We start from the raw sequence: 26,378 nt of genomic DNA on the forward strand, positions 1-26,378 counted from the left end.
GTTTTCAGAGGGAAAACGGGGGGGATGCCTCTGGCCCTGAGGGAAGGCGGCTCCGCCTTTAGCGGCTTCGCTTCCCGCCGCCTTCACGTTCGGGCTCAGAACCCCACCTTTGTCAGGAGCGTGAACTCCGGGAGCCCTTGCGGACGCGGGGTGGGGTGGGGGCCACGGCGATGGGCTCGTGGCCCGCGGCGCGCGCCATGAGGCAGATCTCCACCACCTTGACGCCGAAGCGCTCCCAGCGGCTCTCCCCCGTGCCCTTCACCGCGAGGAAGGCCTCGCGCTCGATGGGCAGCGCCGCGGCCAGCCCGCGCAGCGTCTCGTCGTTGAAGATGATGAAGGGCGGTACCTGGAGGTCCTTCGCGAGCTCCTTGCGCCAGCGCCTCAGCTCCGTGGCGGCCAGCTCGCTGTAGCCCTCGGGCCGGCCCGGCGCGAGCGTCGGCGTGGCCCGGGGCGCGGTGGACGAGCGCCCCATGCCCTCCAGCCGCTGCAGCCGGCTGCCCGCGCACCGGTCGCAGTTGCCGCACGTGGCCTCCACGTCCTGCTGCCCGAAGTAGTCGAGGATGAAGGCGCGGCGGCACCGCTTGGTGTACGCGTAGTCCGTCATCTTCTTGAGGTGCATCAGCGAGCGCCGCTCCTGCTCGCGCACCTTGCTCAAGTCCACCCCCAGCTCGCGAAAGGGCACCTGCTCCAGCGCCCGGATGGTCCGCCCGGAGAAGGGCCGGCGCACCTTCACCGCCCCCGCGCGCTCCAACAGCTTGAGCGCGTGCTGGATGTCCTCCGAGGACAGGCCCGTGCGCCGCGCGAGGATGGGCAGTTGCGTGGTGGCCGAGCGCCCCACGGGAAACGTCTCCAGGAACGAGGCGAGCAGCCGCCGCGCGTCCGGCGCATGTGGCTGGGTCGTGGGCGCCTTGTCCGTGAGCGTAATCCCGTACTCGCCCTCGCCACGGCTGCCACGCTCCACCTTTCCCTCGCGCTCCAGGATGCGCAGCGCGGCGGAGATCTCGAACTCGCTCGCCCCCGTCTGGGCCGCCAGCACGTGCAGGCCCTTGTCGTACTCGGGCACCTCGCGCAGCACGTTCCACAAATCCGAGATGACGGCCTCCGAGGGGTGGTTGCCCTCGATGAGCCGCTCCTGCGTGTACACGTCCGCGTGGTTGAAGAGCAGCGCGGCGAAGGCGGGGCCCCGGTCCCGGCCCGCGCGGCCGATCTCCTGGTAGTACGCCTCCACCGCCTTGGGGATGTTCGCGTGCGCCACGAAGCGGATGTCCGGCTTGTCGATGCCCATGCCGAAGGCGTTGGTGGCCACCGCCACCGCGTCCTTGCCGGACATGAACTCGTCCTGGGCCCGGCGCCGCGCGTCGTCGTCCATGCCCGCGTGGTAGAGGATGGCGTTCACCCCCCGCTCGCACAGCGCCGAGTGCGTGTTCTCCGCCGACTTGCGCGTGGAGCAGTAGATGATGCCGCTGCCCCCCAGCTTCGCCAGCCCCGCGCACGCCCGGCGCTTGTCCTCGTCCCCGCCGACGTCGAACACCTCCAGGAAGAGGTTGGGCCTGTCGAAGCCCTCGGCGAACACCTGCGGGTCCTTCATCAACAACGAGCGCACGATGTCGTCGCGCACCTCCGGCGTGGCCGTGGCCGTGAGCGCCACCGTGCGCGGCGGCCGCAGGCGCTTGCGCACCTGGCCCAGTTGCGCGTAGTCCGGCCGGAAGTCATGGCCCCACTGCGAGATGCAGTGCGCCTCGTCCACCGCGAGCAGATCCACTCCCACCTGGGTCAGCGCGTCCAGGAAGCTCGGGCTGCGAAAGCGCTCCGGCGCCACGTAGACGAGCTTGAACTCGCCCGCGCGCAGGCGCCGCAGGCGGTCGGCGCGATCCATGTCCGACAGCGACGAGTTGATGAACGTGGCGGAGATGCCTCGCGCGGTGAGCTGCTCCACCTGATCCTTCATCAGCGCGATGAGCGGGGAGATGACGAGCGTCACCCCGGGCAGCAGCATCGCCGGGAGCTGGTAGCACAGGCTCTTGCCCGCCCCCGTGGGCATCACCACCACCGTGTTGCGCCCGCTGAGCACGGAGCTGATGACCTGCGCCTGCCCCGGGCGGAACTCGGTCAGGCCGAAATGGCGGACCAATCCCTCCTGGGCTTGCTCGAAATGGGGCAGGTCCACCGGCATCCGTCGCATCTTCAATATTCCTTCCGCCTCGTCAACGACTCAGGGGCTCCTGAGTCCAGGTCCAGCCCGTCAGGTACGCTGACGGCCAGACGGGCCCGCCACTCGGCCACCTCCCGCGCGAGCCTCGCTCCCAACTCCGCGTCCCCGCGGCCCTCGCGCACCACGTCTCCTTCCCGGACGTCCCGGGGCAGCGTGGCGCGCGGCACCACCCGCGCCTCGCCGCCCCCCACCGGGACGACCTGCGCCACCTCGTCCTCCAACACCTCCACCTGCACCGCTCCTTCCGGCGTGCCACACGCCACCCCACCCAGCGCTCCCATGAGCCTCATCCACGCTCTCCCGCCATGTCCCATGACGCCTTCTCCCCGCCCACCCGTGGCAGTTCCCCCCGCTCCACCAGCGAGCTGTAGCTCCCATCCCCAATCACCACGTGATCCAACACCTTGATGCCCAGCACCCGGCCCGCCTCGATGAGCTGGGCGGTGAGGCTCAAGTCCTGTCCGGAGGGTTCCGGATCTCCCGAGGGATGGTTGTGCGCCAGCACGATGGCCGTGGCGCGCGAGGTGATGGCCGCGGCGAACACCTCGCGCGGATCCACCATGCACGCGTTGATGGTGCCCTCGGCCACCCGGGCGTCCAGCAGCAGCACGTTGCGCGCGTTGAAGCACAGCACGTGGAAGACCTCGCGTCGCAGCGCGCTCAGGTGCGGCGCCAGGTACGTGGAGATCTCCCTCGGGGTGCGCAGCCGCGGCCGGCGCTCACGGACGCGCTGCGCCCGGCGTCCCCACTCCAGCGCCGCCAGCACCTGGGCCGTGCGCGCCGCGCCCATTCCGGGTCGCGCGCTCAGCTCCCGCGGCTCCTGCTGCACCAGCGCCTTGAGTCCCCCCTGCATGGCGAGCAGGGTCTCCGCCAGCGCTCGCATGCGCGCTCCCCCTCCCAACAACACACCCAGGAGTTCCGGGTCGGTGAGGGCCGACGCCCCCAACCGGAAGAGACGCTCCCGGGCGTCATCCACCTCCCCGGGCCTGTCCCTCACCGACCCCTCCCCCGCGGAGACCTCCCGCCCCACCGCCGCCAACACCGCCCGCCGTTCCATCCCGCCCTCCCTCCGCGTGCCGAGCATTGAGCAACGCGCGTGCCGCGGGCCGCTCCACTGGAGGGGAAGCGGGCCTCCGTCTCGTCTTCACGCGAGTGGCTCGTCTCCGGGATGGGGGTGGGGGACTGGCCCTCCTCCCGGGGGGCCATACCGGCCTCGTCCCCGCCAGGGCATACTGGCGGGGACGTGTGCCGGACCTTCCGGCACGCCGGGAGGACGTCCTGACATGAGACGAAGCGTCTGGGGCTGGCTGTGGCTGCTCGTGGTGGTGTCGGGGTGCACCTCGCGCTTCGTGGACTTCGCCCCCGACGAGGAGGCCATCTACGCGCAGCCCATCGACGAGGTGTGGCCCCAGGTGCGTGCGTACTTCCGGGCCAACGGGTTCGCCTTCCGGGAGGTGCCGGGCGGGGCCTCGCTGGAGACGGAGTGGCGCGAGGAGTTCGCGGGCTCGAGGGTGTCGGCCTACTGGCACCGCTATCTGGTCACCGCGCGGCCCGAGGGGCCCCACCGTTGCAAGCTCGTCATCACCCGCGAATCGCGCAGCGTCAACAAGGCCCTGAAGGCGCCGGGCAGCGAGCTGCTCTGGGTCGTGGACGGGCGGACCAATGACAACCCCTCGGGCATTGGCAGCCCCATGGCCGCCATGCTGGCGCAGCAGCAGTCGGATGAAGCCGTCGTGCTCGTGGGCGAGTCCCAGCAGAGCGCGCGCGACCTCGTCCTGGAGTGGAAGGTCTTCCGGAAGATCTCCCCGGTGATCGCTCGCGAGAAGAAGACGTCCAGTGCCAGCCCCGACGTGGAGGTGATGAAGGACGCGATGGTGGAGTGTGGCGTCCCCATCCTCGGACTGGGCCGGTTGGCGCGGGCCGGCAACGTGGTGTTGCTGGGCGAGGTGCATGGCACGCAGCAGGTGCCCCACTTCGTCGCCCAGAGCGCGTGCCAGGTGGCCACCCAGGCCATCCCCGTGACGGTGGGGGTGGAGGTGCCCGCCGGCAACCAGGCGCGGCTGGAGACGTTCCTCGCCAGCGAGGGAGGGGAGGAGGACTGGGCGAAGTTGATGGAGAGCCCCTTCTGGCGCAGCCCCTACCCGGATGGCCGCAACAGCGAGGCGGTGGCCTATCTCCTCGAGGCCCTGCGCAAGCTGCGCGCCCAGGGGATGGACGTGCGTCTCTTCGCTTATGACCACCCAGCCCTGGAGGGCGAGGCGCGCGAGGAGGCCATGGCCCGGACGGTGCTGGAGGTGGCCGCCGCGTCACCCGGCCGGGCGCTGCTGGTGGTGAGTGGCAATCTGCACCCGCGCCAGGTCCAGGGCCTGCCCTGGAACCGGGACTACCAGCCCATGGGGCTGCGCGTCGCGCGGGAGCGGCGTGACGTGCACTCGCTGGACGTGGCCTACAAGAGCGGCACGGTGTGGATCTGCGCCGTGGGGCCGGAGCAGAAGCTGGACTGTGGCGTGAAGCCCGCCCGCGGCCAGGACAACGGAGATCGCTACTTCGTCCAGCTTTTCAACGGACTCAATGACCAGGGCTACCACGGCATCTTCTATGTGGGTGAGGTCTCGGCCTCGATGCCGGCCGTGTTCCAGGGGATGGAGCCGGCGGGGGACGTACGCGCCACCTCGTCTGGCAGGTAACCACTCCCGGGTGCGGACCCCGCGTTTCTCCTGGCGGGGCCCAGCCGGGACGCTAGCCTGGAGGGGATGACCGCTTCTGCTACCGACGCCGCCGCCCAGGATCTGCTGGCCTTCATCGATGCCTCGCCCACGCCCTACCACGCCGTGGCCGAGGCGAGCCGCCGCCTCACCGCCCAGGGCTACCGTGCCCTGGACGAGCGCGAGCCCTGGGACTTGAAGCCCGGTGACAAGTTCTTCGTCACCCGGGGCGATACCAGCATCGCCGCCTTCCACCTGGGCCAGACGCCCGTGGACCGCGCGGGCTTCCGCCTCGTGGGGGCCCACACCGACTCGCCCAACCTGCGCGTCAAGCCCCAGCCCCAGGCGGGTCGCGCCGGCTACCACCAGCTCGGCGTGGAGGTGTATGGCGGCGTGCTCTTCAGCACGTGGATGGATCGCGACCTGTCGCTCGCCGGCCGCGTGGTGACGGCCCGGGACGGCAAGCTCGCGCACCACCTGGTGGACTTCCGCCGTCCGCTGCTGCGCATCCCCAACCTCGCCATCCACCTCAACCGCTCCGTCAACACCGACGGCCTCAAGCTCAACGCCCAGGAGCACCTGGTGCCGGTGCTCGCCCTGGAGCGCTCGGGGGCGGTGGACCTGAAGGCGCTGCTCGTCGAGGAGCTGGCGCGCCACTCCGTCCAGGCCAGCGCGGGAGACCTCCTCGGCTATGACCTGTGCCTCTACGACACGCAGCCCTCCACCCGCTCGGGCGCGTTCGGCGAGTTCCTCCATGCGCCGCGCCTGGACAACCTGGCCAGCAGCCACGCGGGCCTGTCCGCGCTGCTCGCCCTGGAGTCACCGGGGGCGGCCACCCGGGGCGTCGTCCTCTATGATCACGAGGAGTGCGGCAGCGTGAGCGCCCAGGGCGCCGCGTCCCCCTTCTTGAAGGATCTGCTCGAGCGCATCACCCATGCGCACTCGGATGGACGGCGGGACGCGTTCCACCGTGCCATGCGCCACTCCTTCCTGGTGTCGGCGGACATGGCGCACGCGGTGCACCCCAACTACGCGTCCATGCACGAGCCCAAGCACCAGCCGCTGCTGGGTGGGGGGCCCGTCATCAAGTCCAACGTCAACCAGTCCTACGCCACCGATGGCGAGACGTGGGCCTGGTTCGCGCTGTGCTGCCGGGAGGCGGGGGTGGTGCCGCAGAACTTCGTCACGCGCACGGACCTGGGCTGTGGCAGCACCATCGGTCCCATCTCCGCGGGCGAGCTGGGCATCCGCACCGTGGACGTGGGCAGCCCCATGCTCTCCATGCACTCCATCCGCGAGATGGCCGCCGCGGCGGACGTGGCGGCGATGATCTCCGTGCTGCGCCAGCACTACTCGCGCTGAGCGCGGGCCTCGGGGCTCAGTCGGCGTTGAGGCTCAGGTCCTCGGGATCCAACAGGGTGATGACGCCGTCCTCGTAGGTGAGCAGCCCCTCGCGCGCGTAGAAGCGCAGCCACCGGTTGGTGCTCTCGCGCGTGAGGCCGCACAGGTTGGCCAGCTCGCTCTGGGTCAGCCGGGAGGTGATGGCCACCCCCTGGGCGCCGGGCCTGCCCCGGCTCTGGGCCAGGTCCAACAGCACGCGCGCCAGCCGGGCCCGCGCATCCAGGAAGCTCGCGTCGTGCACCGCCCGGGTGACCCGCCGCACCAGCTGGCTCAGCTCGGCCAGCAGCTTGGGCATCACCTGGGGCCGCTCCTGGAGGAACTGCCGGAAGGCCTCTCGTTGGAGGCTCAACAGCTCCGTGTCCTTGCGCGCCACGGCGTCCGTGGAGCGGGGGGCGTCGTCGAGCAGGGACAGCTCCCCGAAGGCGTCCCCCCGGCCCAACAGCGCCAGGGTGACCTCCTTGCCGTCCGCCGCGCTCAGGCGGATGGTCACCTCGCCCTCGTGGATGATGTACAGGTCCGTGCCCATGTCCCCCCGGTGGAAGAGGACCTCCCCGGCGCCCAGACGTCGGGGCCGGAGCCGGGCGGAGAGCTGCTCCAGGTCACCCGGCTCCAGGGAGGAAAAGAGGGGAACCTGCGAGAGGAGTTCCGTGTAGGACATGGCGGTGCTGGATCCGGGAAGTGGGCGTGGGACGAATTCGTCCACCTGGAGCATTCTTGCCTGGAGCGGGTGGACCAGACCAGGGGGCGCTCGCGCACTTGTCGGGTGGTCGCCGGTGCCTCGGCTGGCGAGGGCTCGAGGGAAACACACGGGCTCCGCGAGGACCGTGGGGTGGAGGACAGTCGGCTGAGCGGCGTGGGCTCCCCGCGCATTCCGGCACTGCGCGGGCACCCCAACTTGTCGGGTGGCCTGGGGTCCGGTGCTAGGATGCCGCACTCATCATGCAGCTCATCGTGAATCCGGGACTGCTGGACGAGCGGGTCGTGGACCTGCCGGAAGGTGCCACCACCATTGGCCGTACGCAGGAGAGCACCCTGTGTGTGTTGCACATGAGCCTGTCGCGGCGGCACGCGCGGCTCGAGCGCCAGGGGACGCGTGTCCTGCTGACGGACCTGGACAGCAAGAACGGGACGTTGGTGGACGAAGTGCGTCTGGAGAAGTTCACGCCTCGTGAGCTGAAGGAAGGCGAGTCCTTCCGGTGTGGCGAGGTGCGGTTCACGCTGGTGTCCCCGGTGGGGAGCGTGCCGCTGGCGCCCACGCAGGTGCAGCCGCTGAACACCCGGTTCTCCCCCGCGGCCATGGACGAGCTGCTCGAGCGCGTCCCCGAGTCCTCGTCGGGCTCGGCGCTCCGGGTGAAGCGCGCGTCGCACGAGAACCGGGCCAACGAGAAGCTCCAGGTGTTGCTCAAGGTGAGCCAGTTGCTGTCCTCGCCCGGGCAGATCGAGACGCTGCTCGAGCGCATCCTGGACCTGGTCTTCCAGATCATGGAGGTGGACCGGGTGGCCATCCTGCTGGTGGATCCCTCCACCGGAGCGCTGCGGCCGCGGGTGGCGCGGGTGTCCACGGGCGAGGCGCCCGCGGGGGCGTTCTACAGCCAGCGCATCGTCGACTACGTGCGCACCCACAGCGTGGCGGCGCTCTTCTCGGACGCGTGGATGGATCCCCGGCTCAACGACGCCGCCTCGGTGGTGTTGCAGTCCATCCGGGCGTCCATGTGCGCCCCCCTCAAGCCCCGCGACGAGGTGCTGGGCGTGTTGTACGTGGACAACCTGTCGCGCGCCGACGGCTTCAGCCAGGAGGATCTGGAGTTCCTCACCGCCTTCGCCAACCAGGCCGCCATCGCGCTGGACAACTCGCTGCTGGCGCAGAAGCTGGCGGAAGAGGCCGTGATGCGCAACGCCTACGCGCGCTTCTTTCCCCCCGCCACGCTCAAGAAGCTGAGCATGGCCCGGGGCGGCCCGCTGGAGACGATCGAGACCGAGGTGACGGTGCTCTTCTCGGACATCAGCGGCTTCACCGCGCTGTCCTCGTCGCGCGAGCCCCGGCAGGTGGTGGATCTGCTCAACGACTACTTCCCGGTGATGGCGGACATCGTCTTCCGGCACGAGGGGACGCTGGAGAAGTACATCGGAGACGCGTTGATGGCGGTGTGGGGCGCGCCCTTCGCGCATCCGGATGACGCGACGCGGGCGGTGCGCGCGGCCGTGGAGATGCAGCGGGCCCTGGCGGGATTGAACGCGCGCTGGCGCGAGCGGGGCTGGCCCGAGCTGCGCATCCACGTGGGGCTGAACACGGGCCGGGTGGCGGCGGGCAACATCGGCTCCGAGCAGTACTTGCAGTACGCCACCATCGGTGACGCCACCAACGTCGCCAGCCGGGTGTGCTCCGTGGCGGCCGAGGGGCAAATCATCATGAGCCAGGCGACCTTCGAGCGTTGGCTCGAGCGCGACTGGTCCGTCACCCCCCTGCCTCCCACTCCCGTGAAGGGCAAGCCGGAGCCCCTCACGCTCTACCGGGTGGAGTGGAACGTCCCGCCGCTCGAGTGGTCCTGAGGGGCTTCACCCCACGGAGGTGAGCACCTCGCGGGTGATCTCCAGCAGCGTGCGCGCGTTGAAGGGCTTCTCCACCCGGCGGTTGGGCACCCGCTCGAGGAAGGCCTTCGCCTGCGGGGTGAAGGCGCCTCCGGTGAGGAAGATGACCCGGCCGGTGAGCTCCGGCCGCAGCCGGTGCAGCGCCGCGTGGAAGTCCATCCCGTTCATCCGCGGCATCATCAAGTCACACAGGATGAGATCGAAGCGCTCGCCGGCCTCCAGCCGGGGCAGCACCTCGGCCGCCAGCGTGGTGAACACCACGTCGTGGTGCGGCCGGAGGATGCGCTCGAGCGCCGAGCACAACAGGGGCTCGTCGTCGATGACCAGCACGCGGCCCCGCGGCCCTCCGCTGTACTCCGGCACGGGCTCGAGCAGCGCGGGCACGATGGGCTCGCGCGACGAGGGCATCAGCACCTGGAAGGTGGTGCCCCGGCCCAGGTCGCTGAACACGTGCAGCTCCCCGCCCATGGCGGTGATGAGGTTGTGGCAGATGGACAGGCCCAGGCCCGTGCCCACGCCGGGCGGCTTGGTGGTGAAGAAGGGATCGAAGATGCGGCCCATCAGCTCCGGGGCGATGCCCGCTCCGGTGTCGGCGATCTCCACCGCCACCTGACCGCTCGCGTCCAGGCGCGTGGTGACGCGGATCTCGTGCTGCTCCGCGTCCCCATCCGAGGGCAGCGACTGCACGGCGTTGACCAGCAGGTTGAGGAACACCTGGCCCAGGCGCGACTCGTTGCCATGGATCGGGGGGACGTCCTCCCCGTAGTTCTTCACCAGCTTCGCCCGGTGGCGGATCTCCGCGGCCGCCAGGTTGAGCGTGGAGTCCAGCACCTTGCGCACGTTCACCGCGTGGAACTGCTCGGCGGTCGACTCGCGCGAGAACGTCTTGAGATCGCCGACGATGGTCTGCACCCGCTCGGCCCCATGCAGCGCCTCGCCGAGCGCCGTGCTCACGGGCTGGAGCACCCCGGGCGCGCCCCGCGAGAGCTGCCGCGACAGCTCGCCATGGGCATAGCCGAGGTTGGCCAGCACGTACGCCAGCGGGTTGTTGATTTCGTGCGCCACGCCGGCCGCCAGCGTGCCCACCGACGCCATGCGGTCGGCCAGCTGCAGCCGCGCCTGCATCAGCTTGCGCTCGGTGACGTCCGGGAACAGCGTGACGATGTGCGGCGTGCCCGCGTACTCGGCGATGCCCACGTAGACGAGCACGTCGCGCAGCTCTCCGCTCTTGGTGCGCACGCGCGACTCCACCCCGCGCACCATGCCCTGCTCGCGCATGCGCGCCGCCAGTCGCTCCTGCTCGATGGGTGATTCCCACAAGTCCAGGTCGCGCGCCGTGCGCCAGAGCATCTCCTCGCGCGAGTAGCCGAACAGCCGCGTGAAGGCCTCGTTCACCTCGACGAAGGCATTGCCCTCGCGCGTGGTGATGCAGGTGGCCAGGGGGCTCTCGCGCAGCAGCACCGCGCACAGCCCATCCAGCTCGAAGTTCTCCGGCAGGGGCGCGGGCCGCTCGGCCAGGCGGCGCTCGGCCAACTGCAGCCGGAGCATCGCCGCCGTCTCGTTCAGGGGCAGCAACAGGAAGTCGTCCACCCCGGCGTCGATCATCGACGCGAGCCCCTCGAGCTGCTCGGGGCGGGCCACCAGCAGGATGGCGGCCTGGGCCCCGCTGGGAGAGGCCCGGAGCGCGCGCACGAGCACGATGCGGTCTCCCTCGTCATCCATCCCCAGGAGCACCAGGGGGAAGGGGGACTGGCGGAAGGCGGCGATGGCGGCCTCGTCGTCACTTCGACGGGTGGGCGTCATCCCGAGCTGGCGCACCAACAGCTCCACGGACGACAGATCGATGCTCGCGGATGGAACCAGCAAGGCCCTCATGCGATCCTTCTCGAGGGGAGGGTGACGTCCTCGGGGACGGCGCGTTGGCTGCGCGCGCCCTCCGTCCTATCACGAGCGGGAATCCGCCTGGAGAGGGGTCGAGCGAGCGTGCGCCCGGAAGTTGCCGCGGCGCGTCGGCTCCGGAGGGCTCCCGCCGGGAGTTGCCCTTGACAGGGGCCGCCCATGAGCACTGTTGAAAAGCTCGCGGATTCGGGCACCTGGCCTCGCTACTTCCTGGCGATGATTCCCCCGCGCCCAGCCCCGAGCCGGTCACGACTCCGGAGGCGGGCTGTCGAGGCCCCTTAGCTGCTCCTCGGCCGCCTCTCGGTATCGCGGCACGATCTCCACGGCCAGCACGTCACGCATCTGCTGGCGGGCGCCTTCGATGTCACCCGAGTCCCGGAGGCTCGTCATCCGGTACATCGAGCGCAGGAATCGACTTTGGGCATCCCGGAAGCGAGAGAGAATCATCCCCATCAGGGCCTCGGCGCCATCCGGACTCTTCAGGGATTCTTCCGTCTCGGCCTCGCCGATGGCTGCCGTGGGGGCGGTCTGGCGTAGGAGGGCGCGCAAGTCGTCGGTGAGTTCCAGGGCGTGCCCCTGCTGAACGCGCTGGGAGAGGGCGGCGAGCTGCGGCCGGTCGGGCAGGTCCGGATTGAGCCGCCCGGTTGCGAACACGTTTGCAAGCCCGGTGAATTGATCGAGCAGGGTTTCGGCCTGCTCCCGGTAGAGGGGGACAACCTCCACGGCGAGTACGTCATGCATGAGCTGCCGCGCCCCGTCGAGATCGCCCGCGTCCCGTAGTTCGTATGCTCGGTTTCGGGCCCTGCTGAGTCGCCGCGACCCCTCCCCGATACGGTGACGAATCTCCTTTAGCAGAGTCGTTGCGGTGGGCAGGCTGCGCAGAGCATCTTCCGCGTCCTGCTCGCTGATGGCCACCTCTCGGGCGCTCTTGATCAGCAGGGCCCGGGTATCTTCCGAAAGCTCCAGCGTCTCGCTATGTTCCAGTACTCTCTGAGCCAAATCCCGAATGCGGTCCCAGTTGATTTCGTCGGACACGGCTTCTCACCTTATTTCCGGGGTTTGCACATATCTTCGGGCCATTCATGCTGCCCTTCGCAACGGCGCAGGCAGTCGTGGCAATTGCCCATCCAGCGGTCGTTTATGCAATCGTTATAGTACCTGATGCACTCCTGTTTCCATTCGGGAAGGGACTTGTTGTTGGCGAAGTCGTCAACATCGGAGCCGGTGCGCACAGCCCGGAGCACCTGATCAACCTCGGATTGCGTGGCTCCACAAGCGCCTACCGGGTCGTGTGGGTGTTTCTTGATGCAGCAGACCATCGTTGAGTCGCCGGGGCGGCAGTCCATCGTGGCCGCTTGCGCCAAACGTGTGGGGTGCTTCGACGTGCAGTGCGTCTCACTGGAACAGGTGGAGTGCGCCCTACTGGCCGAGCAACCGGACGCGAACAGTCCCCAAAGCAGGGAAGCGCCCAGGAACACAGCGGAAGTCAAGTGTTTCATACGGCCCAAGCTAGAATAGTCTCTTTTCGAGATGCTACGACGGGCCCTCGCACGGGAGGCTGGCCGCTCGCGCCCCTTATCTGGTAGGTTGACTCGCGATATGCGGAACTTCTTACCTCTCTGGTCTGCCCTGCTGTTCGTCCTCATGGCATCTGTGGCCATGGCGAAGGAACGCGAGCCAGTCTCTCGGAACCTCTACCTTTCGAACAGCCCAAGGGACGAAGTACGCCCGGTGTATGTCGCGGGTGAGATGGTCACCGTTCTCCGGTTCCAGCAACCCTGCACCGAGGCAGGAACGAAAATGCTGGGCTGGGAAGGTCGATTCGAGCCTGTGGTGTGTGTCGACAAGAGAGTGCTTATAGAGCCGCATCAGGATCTCAAACCAGAGGATCGATTCCTCCTGCTGGTGACGCTTGCGGACGGGAAAGAACTGCCCTTTACCGTGACGGCACGTGAGGAGCGGTTTGATCATCAGGTGAGCGTGTTCCTGGACCTTGAGACCCCGGAGGCAGCTCGCAGGCGACTGGCAGATGCCTACGTCAGGGAGCGCACGCTCGAAGAGGAAAACGAACGACTCCGAAAAGAGCAAGCTTCTACTCGTCACGCCTACGCATCACTACTGGCCAGCGGCGAAGCGAAAAACACGCCATTTCGTCGCGAGAGCAAGTGGCGTGTTGAGCTTGGGGGCGCCGTGGTTGATATCTATATCTATTCTGCCAGGAAAATGCAGAAAGCGGCTGTCCTGTTTCATGTGACCAATAGTCAGTTGGACGTGCCATGGAGGCTGAAGGAAGTCCAGCTATCGGCCATGCTCAGCAGGCAATCCTACGAAGAGTCTGTGCGAACAGGCGAGAAAAAGGAGCTTGCCCTACGCACGAGTCGCGACGAAATTCAGCCAGGGGAATCAGGCTATATTGCTGTCGTTGCGGACAAGAGTGCTTTTACTTCGAAAGATGGGCCGGTTCATCTTGTTCTTGAGTTGTTCCGGCACGATGGTCTTCAGCAAGCCGTTGTTTTCCTGGATCATCGGATTGTTGAGGAGAAGGAGACGCATTGACCATGCCTGTGAAGAAGCCCCTTGCGCTCCCTACTGTTTTCTTGCTGCCTTTGATCGCTGCCTGCCTGCCTGCTGGCGTGTCGCTGCGTTCTGATGGCAGTCCCGGTCCGGAGAAATGCTCCGAAAAAGCGTTGGAGGTCATGCGCATTCTGCGGATGCGTGTGGGTGATGCGGCTGACGCGCACCTTGACGCGAATCAGATAGATGCAAGTCCCGTCATCGTTTACGACGGTCCGCTTGAAAGCTACTTGACCGAATCGCTTGGTACGCTCGAACCTGGAACTCGCCTTTACGGGCAAGCGTGGACCGGAGGGTTTCAGGTCGTCGTCCGGTACTATGAGGCGCACCCTCCAGATGGCGACAAGGTTCCAATCTGCGCGGTCGCTCGGCTCGGTCGCGGCCAGATGCGGAAGAAGCCCGAGTCCAAGCCGGGAAGCGCCCTCCTCGAACATGGCGCGGTGTCGGTTTTCGTGGTCGATTCGTTCCGGTGAGTCCCACCCGAGCGCTCCGGCCAGAGGGACATCATTGCAGCTAGGCCTTGGGCGCCGCCCGGTATGCCAGGGCGGACTGGGCCTGTTGGACGCTGGGACAGCCGGGGCGCTCGCGGATGAGGCGCTCGGCGGTGTGGGCATACAGACGGTAGCATGAGGCCGCGTCCCCCTGGTAGTTCACAACCCCGAGCCGGTCACGACTCCGGGGGCGGGCTGTCGAGGCCCCTTAGCTGCTCCTCGGCCATTCGTCGGTATTGCGGCACGATCTCCACGGCCAGCACGTCACGCATCTGCTGGCGGGCGCCTTCGATGTCACCCGAGTCCCGGAGGCTCGTCATCCGGTACATCGAGCGCAGGAACCGGCTTTGGGCCTTCCGGAAGCGAGAGAGAATCATCCCCATCAGGGCCTCGGCGCCATCCGGACTCTTCAGGGATTCTTCCGTCTCGGCCTCGCCGATGGCCGCCGTGGGGGCGGTCTGGCGTAGAAGGGCGCGTAGGTCGTCGGTGAGTTCCAGGGCGTGTCCCTGCTGGATGCGCTGGGAGAGGGCGGCGAGCTGTTGCCGGTCGTGTAGGTTCGGATTGAGCCGCCCGGTTGCGAACACGTTTGCAAGCCCGGTCAATTCGTCGAGCAGGATTTCGGCATGCCTCCGGTAGAGGGGGACAACCTCCACGGCGAGCACGTCACGTATGACGTGGACGGCTCCGTTGAAGTCCCCTTTCTCTTGAAACTCCTCCACCCGGTCTTCAGCCCTGCTGAGTCGGTGCGACCCATCCCGGATGCGTTGGCGAATCTCCCTTAGCAAGGTCGTTGCAGTGGGCAGATCACGCAGGGCGTCTTCCGCCTCCTGAGCGCTGATGGCCACCTCTCGGGCGCTCTTGCTCAGCAGGGCCCGGGTATCTTCCGAAAGCTCCAGCGTCTCGCTATGTTCCAGTACTCTCTGAGCCAAATCCCGAATGCGGTCCCAGTTGATTTCGTCGGACACGGCTTCTCACCTTATTTCCGGGGTTTGCACATATCTTCGGGCCATTCATGCTGCCCTTCGCAACGGCGCAGGCAGTCGTGGCAATTGCCCATCCAGCGGTCGTTTATGCAATCGTTATAGTACCTGATGCACTCCTGTTTCCATTCGGGAAGGGACTTGTTGTTGGCGAAGTCGTCAACATCGGAGCCGGTGCGCACAGCCCGTAGCACCTGTTCAACCTCGGATTGCGTGGCCCCACAAGCGCCTACCGGGTCGTGTGGGTGTTTCTTGATGCAGCAGACCATCGTTGAGTCGCCGGGGCGGCAGTCCATTGTGGCCGCTTGCGCCAGGAGTGTGAGGCTTTTCGTCATGCAGTGCGACCCATCGGAGCAGGTGAAGTGCGCCTTACTGGCCGAGCAACCGGACGCGAACAGCCCCCACAATAGAGCCCCACTGAAGAAGATGCAGGAAGTCGAGTTCGTACGCGTTCACCGGCTCAGGCCGGAGGTAAAGTCTGAGCGGTAGTCGAGAATGGGAGGAGGGAAGGCAATGGCAGCCCGCGTCGATGTGCATAGAGGAGGTCGGTCAGGAACTCCAGCACGTTGCGTTGTTGCAGGTCGAGTGTCGTCACGGCTGTCAAGATTCGCTCCACGAAGCGACTGCCTTCGGGCGACTGCGTCCCCAAGCTCGTCTTCCTGTACATGACGCAAGGGCGGAGCAGTCTCTCGGCGAAGTTGTTGGTCGGCTCGAGGCCTTCCACCTGGACGAATGTCCACAGGGCCTCCTCGAGCTGGAGAATCTTCGCCGCGGTGCCGGCCGTCTCGTCCTCGGCGCACACCGAGGCCTGTCGGAGCAGACGTCCCACCTCCTGCTCCACCTCGCTCATCCGTCGCGCGAAGTCTTCACGTGACATCGTCCCATCCCGCACCTGGTGCCACCACTTGAACATCCGGTTGCGCTCCTCCATCAGCGCCTGCCCTATTCGGGCGCTTTCTCCTCCCCTGTCGATGAAGCCCTGGAAGTCCCGGGTGAGGTGGCTCCAGCACAGCTGTCGCAGGGCAGTCTCGTACCAGTTGTACGCGCTCCACCGGTCCGTGATGAGAAAGCCCGCGAAATCCTCCCCCAGCAACGCCTTGGCCACTTCGCCGCCATGGCTCGAGGAGATTCGGAAGACTGCTACCAGTGCGGTGGCCGCCAACCACAGCCAGGCACGTCGGTGGTGCCCTTGCACCTTTCCCTCGTACCAGCCCGTCTCATCGAGGTGGGCCGCGTCCTGGTCACGCACGTACTGCTCCGCCTGGGCGACAGGCCCCGACAAGGCTGCGCTCATCTCTTTCTCGCGGTTGCCGATGGCGCCCAGTGACAAGCGCACTCCCAGCAGGTCCGAGAGCGCATCGCGCACCAGCCGCTTGGAGAGTCTGTACTTTCCCACCAGCAGGCACACCATCGCCGACAAGCGCTCGCCAAACACATGTCCGACGGCCTCGGGTGCGAGCGCCCGGTTCAGCGTGCCGCAGTGCGCGCACTCCACCGCGTGGCACCGCACCTCGGTCACCAGCGGCTGGAGCGGTGGTATCTCCACCATCTGGTGCCGGTGCACTTCGCGCTGCCCTCCCTCCAACTTCTCATTACAGCTGTGGCATCGCTCCGGGGCGGGCACCTCGATGACCCGGTTGACCTGCTCCGGCGGCAGCAGCTCCCGCTCGTGGAACTCGTGGCCGGGCTGGCCACCCGCACGGCGCCCCGTGGGCTCTCTGGGGGGGCGTCGCACTCCTGGTGGGTCCGACGACGGCGGCTTGGAGGAATTGGTGGAATTGCGCCTCAGCTGCGCCTCCAACTCCGCCACTCGGCGGGTGAGCGCCTTCACCTGTGCTTCCAGCTCCGCGATGCGGGCATCCCGCGCGGCCACCTGTGCTTCCAGCTCCGCGATGCGGGCATCCCGCGCGGCCACTTGTGCTTCCAGCTCCGCGATGCGGATGCGGGCGTTTCTGGGCATCACCTCCAACATGGAACTGATACACCACGCCTCACGTCACTGCGTCCAGCCCCACTTTCGCGGTCGGCTCTCTCCTGTCCAAACCTCAACCCATCCCACCGCATCCCAAGGTCAGCTCAACTACGTCCAGCAGTCGACGGACTCTCCCATTCGAGTTGCTCATCCCCGTCCGGGCTCATCAACCCGGTGAACGGGTACTCGAGTTCTTCATGCCCTCCAGCGTTTTCAGGACGCTATAAAGGGCTAAGGAGCAGGGGGCTGGACTCTCGTTCGCGCTATCGGATAGGTTGGCCTACTGTATGCGGAACTTCTTACCTCCCCGGTCTGTCCTGCTGCTCGCCCTCATGGCATCTGTGGCCATGGCGAGGGAACGCTTCCCCTCAGTCCGGAGTGTCTACGTTCGGAACGACCCGCAGGAGAGGGCCGAACAGTTATTCGTGACTCGTGACGTGACGACCGTTCTCCGGTTCCAGCAACCATGTACCGATGCAGGAACGAAGATTTTGGGCTGGGAAGGTCGCTTTGAGCCTGTGGTGTGTGCCGGGAAACGAGTACTTATCGAGCCAGTCCAAACGCTTGAGCCCGAGGACCGGTTTCTGTTGGTGGTGAGGCTCGCGGATGGAACTGAAGTGCCCTTTACCATTTCCGGATCAAGTTGGAAGGAGGGCGAATGGCCTGACCAACAGGTAAACGTGTTCTTGGAGCCGGACGCCCCGGATGCACTCCGCAAGCAACTAGAGGAGTACAAAGAAAGGGAACGTGAGCTTTGGGAGCAGCTCAGGGTTGAGAGCTTTACGGGGTCGTCTGAAAACCACACCCTCGCGGCGCTCCTTACTCAAGGCGCGGTGAGGTTCACGCCATTCGTGGCCCGTAAAGCCTGGATCTTCAAGAAGGAGGATTCGAACATCCAAGCCACTGTTCTTACCGACGGTAAGGAAAAAATGGCGGTTCTGTTTCGTGTGACAAACAGAGACCCCTCCACTCCTTGGAGATTGATGGACGCTCGCCTGTTTGTGCTGCCACCAGGGTTCCAGCCCCCATTGTTCGTCGGCGAAGGAAGGCCGTTTGCCCTACGAACGGACAAAAAGGTGATTCCTCCAGGCGAAACCGGATATGTCGCCGTTGTCGCGGATAGGAGCGCTTTTGATTCGCCACAGGGCCCCACCAAGCTTTTCCTGGGGATTTTTCGCCATGACGGAATGATGGCGGCGCATGTGACGCTGGATCGTAGTCTCTTCAAAAAGTAAGAGGGTTGCTCATGCGTTCGGCCAGAGCACTGATCCGCCCCTCTCTCCTCCTATTTCTCGCGGCCACGGGTTGCCCAACGGCGGGAGTGCCCTTGCGTCCGGATGGCAGCCCCGGACCGGAGAAGTGCTCGGAGGAGGCCCTCAATGCGATGCGAATTCTTCGGTTGCGTCCGGGGGACTCGGCTTTCGTTGAACTCGATGTGAACCAGACCGACACCAGCCCCATCACCCTGTACGACGGGCCTGTCGAGAGCATGCTGAACGAACCTCTCGGACCCCTTGAAGCACCGACACGGTTATACGGACGGGTCTGGACAGGTGGCCCGCAGGTCGTCGTCCGGTATTACGAGGCAAGGCCGCCACATGGCGACACGATCCCGATTTGCGCGGTGGCAAGGCTCGCGCACGGCCAGCTAAAGAAACTGCCCGAATCGAAACCGGGAATGGCGGTGCTCGAATTCTCGTCGTCAGGAGTGTTCGTCGTGGACTCGTTCCGTTGAATCGTCCCATCGGGACACCTCGCCTGAACGACCCCGGCAGCCGGTCCCTCCCACCCAGAGGGACCTCATTGCAGGTAGGCCTTGGGCGCCGCCCGGTAGGCGAGCGCGGACTGGGCCTGGAGCCAGCGGCCGATGACGCCCAGCAGGCCGTCGAGCGTGTCCCGCAGGGCCCAGGCGCAGGCGTCCGCGCCCTGCAACCGCGTGCACCGCTCCAACCCGTGGCGCAAGGCGTCCTGGATGCCGGGACAGTCGGGGCGCTCGCGGATGAGGCGCTCGGCGGTATGGGCATACAGGTGGTGGCAGGCGGCCGCGTCCCCGCGGTTGTAGAGGGGCGCGCCGAGCTGGATGGCCCGCAGGAGGGTGTAGGCCACCTCCTCCAGCACGTCCGGAGCGCACCCCTCCAGCATGGACAGGGAGTGGGTGGGGATCTGCCGCTGGCGGGAGGCCGCGGGCCGGGCGAGGCCGAGGGTGGACAGGGGCAGGGCGTCCGTGCGCTCCAGCAGCGGCAGGACGTAGCGCGAGGGGATGACGATGGTGACCGGCCGCCCATCCGCGAAGGCACACGTGGCCACGCCAATCCACGCGCCCGTGGCATCCAGCACCGGGCTGCCCGACACGTCCTCGGGCAGGATGGCCTCCAGTTCGAGGAAGGTGAAACTCTCGTCGAGGACCTGCTCCGAGCGCACCCGGGTCTCCAGGAGGAAGGGGGGAGTGCCCGGGGCGGGGTGGAGGATGAAGACGGGATCTCCCTCCACGGGGAGCAGCCCCCCCGACTCGAGCCGCAGGGCGGGCACGTTGCTCACGGGGAGCTGGAGCACGGCCAGGTCATGCTTCTCGTCGAAGGCGATGACCTGCTCCACCTGGAGCAGGCGTCCGTCGGCGAGCAGCGCGGAGATGTCCTCGCAGCCGGCCACCATGTGGAGGTTGGTGACGAGTTGACCTCCTGGGGTGGCCACGAAACCGACTCCCCGCCGGTTCGGCATGTCCAGGGTGATGAGCGCGGAAGTGGCGGCGTCCCGGACGGCGGACAGGCCGGTGTCGACGGCGGGCATGGGGCATCCTCCTGGCTACACCATGGCCACGCCCGCGGAATGGGGCAGATCTCGGCTCTCGGGTGGCTTGATGAGGGCCGGCCTGCCAGGCGTCCGGGGGGCGTCCGTGCTCGTCAGTTCTCGTGGGGAATGAGGGACAGCCGCGTGGGGCCGCGCACGACGAGCGAGCTGTTCCACTGGATGGACTGGGTGCCCGCGGTCAGGTGGGTGAAGCGGGAGAGCAGCGCCTCCAGGGACAGCCGTGCCTCCAGCCGTGCGAGCTGGGAGCCGATGCAGAAGTGGATGCCATGCCCGAAGGGCAGGTTGCTCTGGGTGCGGTTCATGTCGAAGCGGTCCGGATCCGGATGCTGGGCCTCGTCGCGGTTGGCCGAGCCCATCAGCATCAGCAGCCGCGTGCCCTTGGGCAGCCGCACTCCGCCCAGCTCCGTCTCCTCGCTCGTCAGCCGCATCACGCCATGCGCGGGCGTCTCGTGGCGCAGCACCTCGTCGATGAAGCGCGGCAGGAGCGAGGGCTGCTCGCGCAGCTGCCGCATCAGCTCCGGCTGGAGCTGCAGCCGCAGGGCCGAGTGGCTCAGCAGGTGGATCGTCGTCTCCATGCCGCCCACGAGCAGCAGGAACATGAAGCCGAGCAGATCCGTGTCCGACAGGCTCTCGCCCTCGACGCGCGCGCGCAGCAGGTCGCTGATGAGATCATCCCCGGGGTTGCGTCGGCGCTCCGTCAGCACCTGCTCGAAGTGGCCCCGGGCCTCGTTCACCGTGGCGCGCACGGCCTCCTGGCGCGCGGTGTCCGCGGGGCCGACGCCGGTGAACTGGCCGAGCCATTCCACCCAGCTGAGCAGGCGCGGTTGCACCTCGGGGGACAGCCCGAGCAGCTCACCAATCACGTACATGGGCATGAGCACCGAGAAGTGCTCCACGAAGTTCACCTCCTGCCCGTCGGGCAGCGCCTGGACGATGCGCTGGGCGAACTCCCGCACGCGCGGCTCGATGCGGGTGACGACCTGGGTGCCGAACGCCCGGTTGATGAGCGCGCGCAGCTGCGTGTGGCGCGGGGGATCCATCACCAGCGCCGAGTCGGCCAGCGGATAGTTGGAGATCCAGGGCGGGCGGTAGGCCTGGCGGAAGCCCTGGGAGGAGAAGAGCTGGGGGTTCTTGAAGACGTGCATCACGTCCTCCTGCCGCGAGACGGCCCACAGTCCACCGGGATCCACCTGGCTCACCGGGGCGTTGCGGCGCAGCTCCGCGTAGGCGGGGTAGGGATTCGCGCGGATCTCGGGAGCAAGCAGGTTGATGCGTCCACTCATGGGATGCCTCACGGGAGAGGTGGATGAAGCCGGCATGGTACCGGCTTTCGCGGGTGGGTGGTGGGCGGGCGACCGAGCCGAGCCCCATGTCAGAGATTCTTTTGGCGGACCCGACTTCCGCCGTTAAACACCGCCCCGCCCATGCACAAGACACACCTCGTTGGCGCCCGCACCCACAACCTTCAATCTCTCTCCGTGGATCTCGCGGAAGGCGAGCTGGTGTGTCTCACGGGAGTCTCGGGTTCCGGGAAATCCAGCCTGGCGCTCGACACCCTGTACGCCGAGGGACAGCGCCGCTTCGTCGAGAGCTTCAGCCCCTACGCCCGCCAGTTCCTCGAGCGGCTGGAGCGGCCCCCGATGGACACCCTGGAGCCGGTGGCCGCGGGAGTGGCGGTGGACCGACGCGCGCCGGTGAAGAGCTCGCGCTCCACCGTGGCCACGCTCGCCGACGTGGAGGCCTACCTGTCGGCGCTCTTCACCCGCGAGGCGATGCCGGTGTGCTCCGAGTGTGGGGTGGAGGCGGTGCGCACCGACGCGCGCGTGGCCGCCCAGGCCGCCCTCGCCGCCGAGCCCGACGCCCCGGCGGTGCTGACCTTCCCGGTGCGCATCGCGGACACCGCGGACTTCATCGACGCGCGGGCCCGGCTGCTCAAGGACGGCTTCCACCGGCTGATGGTGCGCGGCGAGGTGAAGGAGCTGGAGTCGCTCAAGCCGGGCGAGGCCGCGGATTCGGCGGGTGTGGCGTACGTGATAGTGGACCGGGTGAAGCTCGCGGCGGGGCAGCTCGGGCGGGTGACGGCGGCGCTGGAGTCCGCGTGGGCCCAGTCCAATGGCGAGGCGGTGGCCTTCACTCCGGCGGGGCCGCGGCGCATCCGCCGGGGACTCGTGTGCCCCAAGTGCGCGCGCGAGTTCGAGCCGGCCCGGCCCGGCCTCTTCAGCTACCAGTCGCCCACGGGCGCGTGCCCCACGTGCCGGGGCTTCGGCCGGACCATCGGCATCGACTGGGACAAGGTCATCCCCAACCCGACCCTGAGCCTCGCCAAGGGCGCCATCCGCCCCTGGTCGGGCAAGACGTCCGAGTGGGAGCGCAAGATGCTGGGGGCCTACGCGCGCCAGCACCGCATCCCCATGGACGTGCCCTGGGGACAGCTCACCGCCGAGCAGCGCGAGCAGGTGTTGCAGGGCGAGGGCGACTACGACGGCGGGCGCGTGTACCCGGGCGTGCGCGCGTGGTTCCGCTGGATGGAGAGCCGCACGTACAAGATGCACGTGCGGGTGCTGCTCTCGCGCTACCGCGCCTATACGCTGTGCGAGAGCTGCAAGGGCGCGCGCCTCAACGAGGCCGCCCTGGCATGGCGCGTGGGCGGGTTGGATCTGGCGGCGTGGCATGGGCTGGAGCTGGCCGACGCGCGCACGCGCCTGGAGTCGCTGCGCACCCAGACGGGTCAGGGCGAGCTGGTGCGTCGCGAGCTGGCGGGCCGCCTGGGTTACCTCGCGCGGGTGGGGTTGGGTTACCTGACCTTGGATAGACCCGCGCGCACGCTGTCCGGAGGCGAGGCGCAGCGCGTGTCCCTCACGGCGGCGCTGGGTACCTCGCTCACCGGCGCGCTCTTCGTGCTGGACGAGCCCACGGTGGGTCTGCACCCGGCGGACGTGGGGCCGCTCACGGGCGCCATGGCCGAGCTGGCCACCCGGGGCAACATCGCCCTGGTCATCGAGCATGATCCGCTCGTCATCCGCTCCGCGCACCGGGTGCTGGAGCTGGGACCGGGGGCGGGCAAGCACGGGGGTCGGTTGTGCTTCGATGGCTCCCCCCAGGAGCTGGCGCGGCGCGAGGACCTGCCCACGGGCCGGCTGCTGTCGGGCACCGAGGACGTGAAGCGCGAGCCGCGCACTCGTACCGGCGAGCTGCGGGTGCGCAACGCCCGGGCCCACAACCTCCAGGGTGTCTCCGTGAGCGTGCCGCTCGGCGTGCTGTGCGCCATCACCGGCCCCAGCGGCTCGGGCAAGAGCACGCTGATGGACGAGGTGCTCTACCGGCACCTGGCGCGCGCCCTGGGCGAGAAGGACGCCGAGGTGCCCGGCGAGGCGGACGGCGTGGACGGGCTGGAGGCCATCGAGCGCATCACCTTCGTGGACCAGTCGCCGCTCGGACGCACCTCGCGCGGCAACGCCGCCACGTACACCAAGGCGTGGGACCGGTTGCGCGACCGCTTCGCCTCGGAGCCCGAGGCCGAGGTCCGGGGCCTCACCCCGGCGCACTTCTCCTTCAACGTGGACAAGGGCCGCTGCGAGGCGTGCGCGGGCGAGGGCTACGAGACGGTGGAGATGCAGTTCCTCGCGGACGTGTCGCTCCTGTGCCCGGTGTGCCGGGGCCGCCGCTTCAAGGAGGAGGTGCTGGCCATCCGCCACCAGGGCTGGTCCGTGGCGGACGTGCTGGAGGCGACCGTGGACGAGGTGCTCCAGCGCTTCGAGGGCGACAAGGTGCTCGCGCGCACGCTCGGGCCCGTGTCCCGGCTGGGGCTCGGGTACCTGAAGCTCGGCCAGCCCCTGTCCACCCTGTCCGGCGGCGAGGCGCAGCGCCTGAAGCTCGCGCGTGCTCTCTCCAGCGAGGCCAAGGGCTCGCTCTTCCTCATCGACGAGCCGAGCGCGGGCCTGCACGACGCCGACGTGCGCCAGGTGCTCGCCGCGCTGCACGAGCTGGTGGACGAGGGCGCGAGCGTCCTCGTGGTGGACCATGATCTCGTGGTCATGCGGGGCGCGGATTGGATCATCGACCTCGGGCCGGGCGGAGGCCGTCATGGCGGGCTGCTGGTGGCCGAGGGCACGCCGGAGCAGGTGGCCCGGGGCCAGGGCCTCACCGCGGCGGCGCTGCGCGGGGAGCTGGGCGCGGCGGCGACGCCGGTCAAGCGGGGCAGGGAAGCGGCCAAGGCGCCCGCGGCCATCGAGGTGGAGCACGCGCGCGAGCACAACCTCCAGGACGTGTCCTGCCGCATTCCGTTGGGGAAGATGACGGTGGTGACGGGGCCGAGCGGCTCGGGCAAGAGCTCGCTCGTGTTCGACGTGGTGTTCGCCGAGGGGCAGCGGCGCTTCATGGAGACGCTCACGCCCTACGCGCGCCAGTTCCTGCCCAGCATGCCGCGCCCGGACGTGGAGCGCATCGGCGGTATTCCTCCCTCCGTGGCGCTCGAGCAGCGCACCTCGCGCGCGGGCTCCACGAGCACCGTGGCCACCGTCACCGAGGTGGCGCACTACCTGCGTCTGCTGTTCGCCAAGCTGGGCCTGCCGCACTGCCCGAACGACGGCGAGCCCATCGCCGCCACCACCGCCGAGGCGCTCTACGCGCAGGTGCTCGCCATGAAGGGGGAGGGCACGGTGCTGGCCCCCGCCGTGCGGGCGCGCAAGGGCACCTACCTGGACGTCTTCACCGCCGCGGCCCGCGCGGGCATCGAGAAGGCCTTCGCGGATGGGAAGGAAGTCTCCACAGATCAGCCGCCCCAGCTCGTCAAGTCGCGCGAGCACGACATCGATCTGGTGATGTACCAGGGGCGCCTGGCGAAGCTGCCGCGCGAGGTGTTCGACAAGGCACTCACCTGGGGCAAGGGGGCGCTGAAGGTGCGCACCGCCGGGGCGCGCGAGACGCTGCTGTCCAGCGAGCGCACCTGCCCCGTGTGTGGCTTCTCCGTGCCGGAGATGGATCCTCGCTGGTTCTCCTTCAACACGAAGCAGGGCCGGTGCGAGGCGTGCGAGGGCACGGGCGTGCAGGGGGGCCCGGAGGCGCAGGCCGAGGGCAAGACGGAGCCGTGCCGCACGTGTGAGGGCTCGCGGCTGGAGCCGGTGCCGCGCGCCGTGCGGCTGGAGGGGTCGCGCTACCACGAGGTGGTGCAGCAGTCCGTCACCGCCGCGCTGGGGCAGGTGCGGGAGTGGAAGTTCCGCGGGGATCAGGCGCTGTTGGGCGAGCCCTCGCGCCAGGAGCTGTTGCGGCGCCTGGACTTCCTGGAGCGCGTGGGCCTGGGCTACCTGTCGTTGGATCGCAACGCGGCCACGCTCTCGGGCGGGGAGATGCAGCGGCTGCGGCTGTCGGCGCAGTTGGGCGCGGGCCTCACCGGGGCGATGTACGTGCTGGACGAGCCGACCATCGGCCTGCACCCGCGCGACACGCACCGGTTGTTGAGCAACCTGCGCTCGCTCGTGCACACCGGCTCCACGGTGCTGGTGGTGGAGCACGACACGGACACCATCCGCGCGGCGGATCACCTCATCGAACTGGGGCCCACGGGAGGCCGGGGCGGTGGACGCATCCTCGCGGAGGGCCCGCCCGATCAGGTGTTGCAGAACGAGGAGGCCCCCACGGCCCGGGCGCTGCGCGAGCCCGCGGTGCTGGCGGCGGTGCCTCGGGGCGAGCCGGAGCGGTGGATCGAGCTCAAGGGCGCGACGGCCCACAACCTCAAGGGCGTGGACCTGCGCATTCCGGTGGGACGGCTCACCGTGGTGTCGGGTGTGTCGGGCTCGGGCAAGAGCACGCTGGTGCGTCAGGTGTTGTACCCGGCGCTGCGCGAGAAGCTCGGGCTGGTGACGGCGCGTCCGGGGGCCTTCAAGTCCCTGACGGGGGTGGAGGCCATCCGCCGGGTGATGGCGGTGGACCAGTCGCCCATCGGGCGCACGCCGCGCTCGGTGCCGGCCACCTTCCTGGGGCTGTGGGACGAGCTGCGCCGGGCCTTCGCCGCCACGCCGGAGGCGAAGGTGCGCGGCTTCGGTCCCACGCGCTTCTCGTTCAACTCGACGTCGGGAGGGCGGTGCACGGCGTGCGAGGGGCAGGGGGCCATCTCCCACGAGATGTCCTTCCTTCCGGACGTCGTCACCCCGTGCGAGGTGTGCGGGGGCGCGCGTTTCGACGCGGCGACGCTGGAGGTGCGCTACCACGGGTTGACCATTGGAGACGCGCTGCGCCTGTCCGCGGACGAGGCGAAGGACGTCTTCCATGCCCTTCCCAAGGTAGCCGCGCCGCTCACGTGCCTGTCGGACCTGGGGGTGGGCTACCTGCAACTGGGCCAGGGCTCCAACACGCTGTCGGGTGGTGAGGCGCAGCGGTTGAAGCTGGCGGCGGAGCTCACGGCGAGCTCGCGGCACGAGCCCACGCTGTATGTGCTGGACGAGCCCACCACGGGCCTGCACCTGGGGGACGTGTCGAAGCTCATCGCCTTCCTGCACCGGCTGGTGGACCGGGGGGACACGCTGGTGGTCATCGAGCACCACCCGAGCGTCATCGCGTCGGCGGACTACGTGGTGGAGCTGGGGCCGGAGGGGGGCGAGGCGGGAGGAACGCGGGTGGCGGAGGGGACGCCGCGCGAGGTGTCCCGGCTGAAGACGGCCACGGGCCGGGTGCTGCGCTCGGTGTTCTCCGCGGACGAGCCCTCGCGCAAGGCCGCGCGAGGCCGGTAGGGGACGGCGGGGAGGCGACGCT

The 26,378-nt window shown here is 68.4% G+C and carries 19 protein-coding genes; 9 read left to right on the forward strand and 10 right to left on the reverse strand.

Annotation, left to right across the window (positions count from 1 at the left end; genetic code table 11):
- Nucleotides 1–112 precede the first annotated feature (112 nt).
- Genes CYFUS_RS12505 through radC form a run of 3 tightly spaced genes read right to left on the reverse strand, consistent with a single transcriptional unit; the run spans nucleotide 113 to nucleotide 3,269 of the window.
- Nucleotides 113–2,182, reverse strand: a complete 2,070-nt coding sequence (locus CYFUS_RS12505; RefSeq protein ID WP_198316560.1) for a RecQ family ATP-dependent DNA helicase — start codon at nucleotides 2,180–2,182, stop codon at nucleotides 113–115.
- A gap of 2 nt (nucleotides 2,183–2,184) precedes the next feature.
- Nucleotides 2,185–2,502, reverse strand: a complete 318-nt coding sequence (locus CYFUS_RS12510; protein ID WP_232537527.1) for a DUF3006 domain-containing protein — start codon at nucleotides 2,500–2,502, stop codon at nucleotides 2,185–2,187.
- The gene (gene radC / locus CYFUS_RS12515; protein ID WP_095991966.1) at nucleotides 2,499–3,269 is read right to left on the reverse strand and encodes a RadC family protein; all 771 of its coding nucleotides are present in this window, start codon (nucleotides 3,267–3,269) and stop codon (nucleotides 2,499–2,501) included. The genes CYFUS_RS12510 and radC overlap by 4 nt, the downstream gene beginning before the upstream one ends.
- Nucleotides 3,270–3,495: 226 nt before the next feature.
- On the opposite strand from radC, the gene CYFUS_RS12520 reads away from it, so the two are divergent.
- Together CYFUS_RS12520 and CYFUS_RS12525 are read left to right on the forward strand one after the other, a co-directional pair.
- Nucleotides 3,496–4,899 (forward strand): hypothetical protein, encoded by a 1,404-nt coding sequence (locus tag CYFUS_RS12520; protein WP_095985423.1) that lies wholly within the window; start codon nucleotides 3,496–3,498, stop codon nucleotides 4,897–4,899.
- A gap of 66 nt (nucleotides 4,900–4,965) precedes the next feature.
- Complete coding sequence (locus tag CYFUS_RS12525) at nucleotides 4,966–6,279, forward strand: M18 family aminopeptidase (RefSeq protein ID WP_095985424.1); 1,314 nt, start codon at nucleotides 4,966–4,968, stop codon at nucleotides 6,277–6,279.
- Nucleotides 6,280–6,295: 16 nt separating this feature from the next.
- On the opposite strand, the gene CYFUS_RS12530 is transcribed toward CYFUS_RS12525, so the two are convergent.
- Nucleotides 6,296–6,976 carry a Crp/Fnr family transcriptional regulator gene (locus CYFUS_RS12530; RefSeq protein ID WP_095991968.1) on the reverse strand — a complete coding sequence of 227 codons (681 nt, stop codon included), beginning with the start codon at nucleotides 6,974–6,976 and terminating at the stop codon, nucleotides 6,296–6,298.
- A 281-nt stretch (nucleotides 6,977–7,257) separates the two neighbouring features.
- On the opposite strand from CYFUS_RS12530, the gene CYFUS_RS12535 reads away from it, so the two are divergent.
- Nucleotides 7,258–8,868, forward strand: a complete 1,611-nt coding sequence (locus CYFUS_RS12535; protein WP_095985425.1) for an adenylate/guanylate cyclase domain-containing protein — start codon at nucleotides 7,258–7,260, stop codon at nucleotides 8,866–8,868.
- Between the two features lie 6 nt (nucleotides 8,869–8,874).
- Here CYFUS_RS12535 and CYFUS_RS12540 read toward each other — a convergent pair whose 3' ends face one another.
- The gene (locus CYFUS_RS12540; RefSeq protein ID WP_095985426.1) at nucleotides 8,875–10,782 is read right to left on the reverse strand and encodes an ATP-binding protein; all 1,908 of its coding nucleotides are present in this window, start codon (nucleotides 10,780–10,782) and stop codon (nucleotides 8,875–8,877) included.
- A gap of 270 nt (nucleotides 10,783–11,052) precedes the next feature.
- Nucleotides 11,053–11,841: a DUSAM domain-containing protein gene (locus CYFUS_RS12545; protein ID WP_095985427.1), complete on the reverse strand. Its 789-nt coding sequence runs from the start codon at nucleotides 11,839–11,841 to the stop codon at nucleotides 11,053–11,055.
- Nucleotides 11,842–11,888: 47 nt separating this feature from the next.
- Here CYFUS_RS12545 and CYFUS_RS50540 point away from each other — a divergent pair, with 47 nt between their 5' ends.
- From CYFUS_RS50540 to CYFUS_RS12560, 3 genes are all read left to right on the forward strand, one after another.
- Nucleotides 11,889–12,131, forward strand: coding sequence for a hypothetical protein (locus CYFUS_RS50540; RefSeq protein WP_157758404.1), 243 nt, complete (start codon nucleotides 11,889–11,891; stop codon nucleotides 12,129–12,131).
- 319 nt (nucleotides 12,132–12,450) lie between these two features.
- Nucleotides 12,451–13,362, forward strand: a complete 912-nt coding sequence (locus CYFUS_RS12555; protein ID WP_420042704.1) for a DUF2381 family protein — start codon at nucleotides 12,451–12,453, stop codon at nucleotides 13,360–13,362.
- Between the two features lie 2 nt (nucleotides 13,363–13,364).
- Nucleotides 13,365–13,853 carry a serine/threonine protein kinase gene (locus CYFUS_RS12560; RefSeq protein ID WP_095985429.1) on the forward strand — a complete coding sequence of 163 codons (489 nt, stop codon included), beginning with the start codon at nucleotides 13,365–13,367 and terminating at the stop codon, nucleotides 13,851–13,853.
- A 194-nt stretch (nucleotides 13,854–14,047) separates the two neighbouring features.
- On the opposite strand, the gene CYFUS_RS12565 is transcribed toward CYFUS_RS12560, so the two are convergent.
- Together CYFUS_RS12565 and tnpC are read right to left on the reverse strand one after the other, a co-directional pair.
- Nucleotides 14,048–14,836 carry a DUSAM domain-containing protein gene (locus CYFUS_RS12565; RefSeq protein ID WP_095985430.1) on the reverse strand — a complete coding sequence of 263 codons (789 nt, stop codon included), beginning with the start codon at nucleotides 14,834–14,836 and terminating at the stop codon, nucleotides 14,048–14,050.
- Between the two features lie 475 nt (nucleotides 14,837–15,311).
- A complete protein-coding gene (gene tnpC / locus CYFUS_RS12575; RefSeq protein WP_095991971.1) occupies nucleotides 15,312–16,811 on the reverse strand; it encodes an IS66 family transposase in 1,500 nt (499 codons plus the stop codon).
- 299 nt (nucleotides 16,812–17,110) lie between these two features.
- Here tnpC and CYFUS_RS12580 point away from each other — a divergent pair, with 299 nt between their 5' ends.
- Together CYFUS_RS12580 and CYFUS_RS12585 are read left to right on the forward strand one after the other, a co-directional pair.
- Complete coding sequence (locus CYFUS_RS12580) at nucleotides 17,111–18,058, forward strand: DUF2381 family protein (RefSeq protein WP_095985431.1); 948 nt, start codon at nucleotides 17,111–17,113, stop codon at nucleotides 18,056–18,058.
- A 149-nt stretch (nucleotides 18,059–18,207) separates the two neighbouring features.
- Nucleotides 18,208–18,558, forward strand: coding sequence for a hypothetical protein (locus tag CYFUS_RS12585; protein WP_332468354.1), 351 nt, complete (start codon nucleotides 18,208–18,210; stop codon nucleotides 18,556–18,558).
- A 65-nt stretch (nucleotides 18,559–18,623) separates the two neighbouring features.
- Here the strand turns inward: CYFUS_RS12585 and CYFUS_RS12590 are convergent, their stop codons facing one another.
- Both CYFUS_RS12590 and CYFUS_RS12595 read right to left on the reverse strand, forming a co-directional pair.
- A complete protein-coding gene (locus CYFUS_RS12590; protein ID WP_095985433.1) occupies nucleotides 18,624–19,610 on the reverse strand; it encodes a S1 family peptidase in 987 nt (328 codons plus the stop codon).
- A 113-nt stretch (nucleotides 19,611–19,723) separates the two neighbouring features.
- The gene (locus CYFUS_RS12595) at nucleotides 19,724–20,914 is read right to left on the reverse strand and encodes a cytochrome P450 (RefSeq protein ID WP_095985434.1); all 1,191 of its coding nucleotides are present in this window, start codon (nucleotides 20,912–20,914) and stop codon (nucleotides 19,724–19,726) included.
- Between the two features lie 141 nt (nucleotides 20,915–21,055).
- On the opposite strand from CYFUS_RS12595, the gene uvrA reads away from it, so the two are divergent.
- Entirely contained in the window at nucleotides 21,056–26,356 is a 5,301-nt protein-coding gene (gene uvrA / locus CYFUS_RS12600) for an excinuclease ABC subunit UvrA (RefSeq protein WP_095985435.1), read from the forward strand.
- The last annotated feature ends 22 nt before the right edge of the window (nucleotides 26,357–26,378 follow it).

Source organism: Cystobacter fuscus (assembly GCF_002305875.1).
Lineage (GTDB): Bacteria > Myxococcota > Myxococcia > Myxococcales > Myxococcaceae > Cystobacter > Cystobacter fuscus_A.

What these genes read in the sequence shown, in the direction of transcription:
- CYFUS_RS12505 (WP_198316560.1), bottom strand. Translation starts at nt 2,182, where the DNA reads ATGCGACGGATGCCGGTGGACCTGCCCCATTTCGAGCAAGCCCAGGAG.
- CYFUS_RS12510 (WP_232537527.1), bottom strand. Translation starts at nt 2,502, where the DNA reads ATGAGGCTCATGGGAGCGCTGGGTGGGGTGGCGTGTGGCACGCCGGAA.
- radC (WP_095991966.1), bottom strand. Translation starts at nt 3,269, where the DNA reads ATGGAACGGCGGGCGGTGTTGGCGGCGGTGGGGCGGGAGGTCTCCGCG.
- CYFUS_RS12520 (WP_095985423.1), top strand. Translation starts at nt 3,496, where the DNA reads ATGAGACGAAGCGTCTGGGGCTGGCTGTGGCTGCTCGTGGTGGTGTCG.
- CYFUS_RS12525 (WP_095985424.1), top strand. Translation starts at nt 4,966, where the DNA reads ATGACCGCTTCTGCTACCGACGCCGCCGCCCAGGATCTGCTGGCCTTC.
- CYFUS_RS12530 (WP_095991968.1), bottom strand. Translation starts at nt 6,976, where the DNA reads ATGTCCTACACGGAACTCCTCTCGCAGGTTCCCCTCTTTTCCTCCCTG.
- CYFUS_RS12535 (WP_095985425.1), top strand. Translation starts at nt 7,258, where the DNA reads ATGCAGCTCATCGTGAATCCGGGACTGCTGGACGAGCGGGTCGTGGAC.
- CYFUS_RS12540 (WP_095985426.1), bottom strand. Translation starts at nt 10,782, where the DNA reads ATGAGGGCCTTGCTGGTTCCATCCGCGAGCATCGATCTGTCGTCCGTG.
- CYFUS_RS50540 (WP_157758404.1), top strand. Translation starts at nt 11,889, where the DNA reads ATGCTGCCCTTCGCAACGGCGCAGGCAGTCGTGGCAATTGCCCATCCA.
- CYFUS_RS12555 (WP_420042704.1), top strand. Translation starts at nt 12,451, where the DNA reads ATGGCATCTGTGGCCATGGCGAAGGAACGCGAGCCAGTCTCTCGGAAC.
- CYFUS_RS12560 (WP_095985429.1), top strand. Translation starts at nt 13,365, where the DNA reads ATGCCTGTGAAGAAGCCCCTTGCGCTCCCTACTGTTTTCTTGCTGCCT.
- tnpC (WP_095991971.1), bottom strand. Translation starts at nt 16,811, where the DNA reads ATGCCCAGAAACGCCCGCATCCGCATCGCGGAGCTGGAAGCACAAGTG.
- CYFUS_RS12580 (WP_095985431.1), top strand. Translation starts at nt 17,111, where the DNA reads ATGCGGAACTTCTTACCTCCCCGGTCTGTCCTGCTGCTCGCCCTCATG.
- CYFUS_RS12585 (WP_332468354.1), top strand. Translation starts at nt 18,208, where the DNA reads ATGCGAATTCTTCGGTTGCGTCCGGGGGACTCGGCTTTCGTTGAACTC.
- CYFUS_RS12590 (WP_095985433.1), bottom strand. Translation starts at nt 19,610, where the DNA reads ATGCCCGCCGTCGACACCGGCCTGTCCGCCGTCCGGGACGCCGCCACT.
- CYFUS_RS12595 (WP_095985434.1), bottom strand. Translation starts at nt 20,914, where the DNA reads ATGAGTGGACGCATCAACCTGCTTGCTCCCGAGATCCGCGCGAATCCC.
- uvrA (WP_095985435.1), top strand. Translation starts at nt 21,056, where the DNA reads ATGCACAAGACACACCTCGTTGGCGCCCGCACCCACAACCTTCAATCT.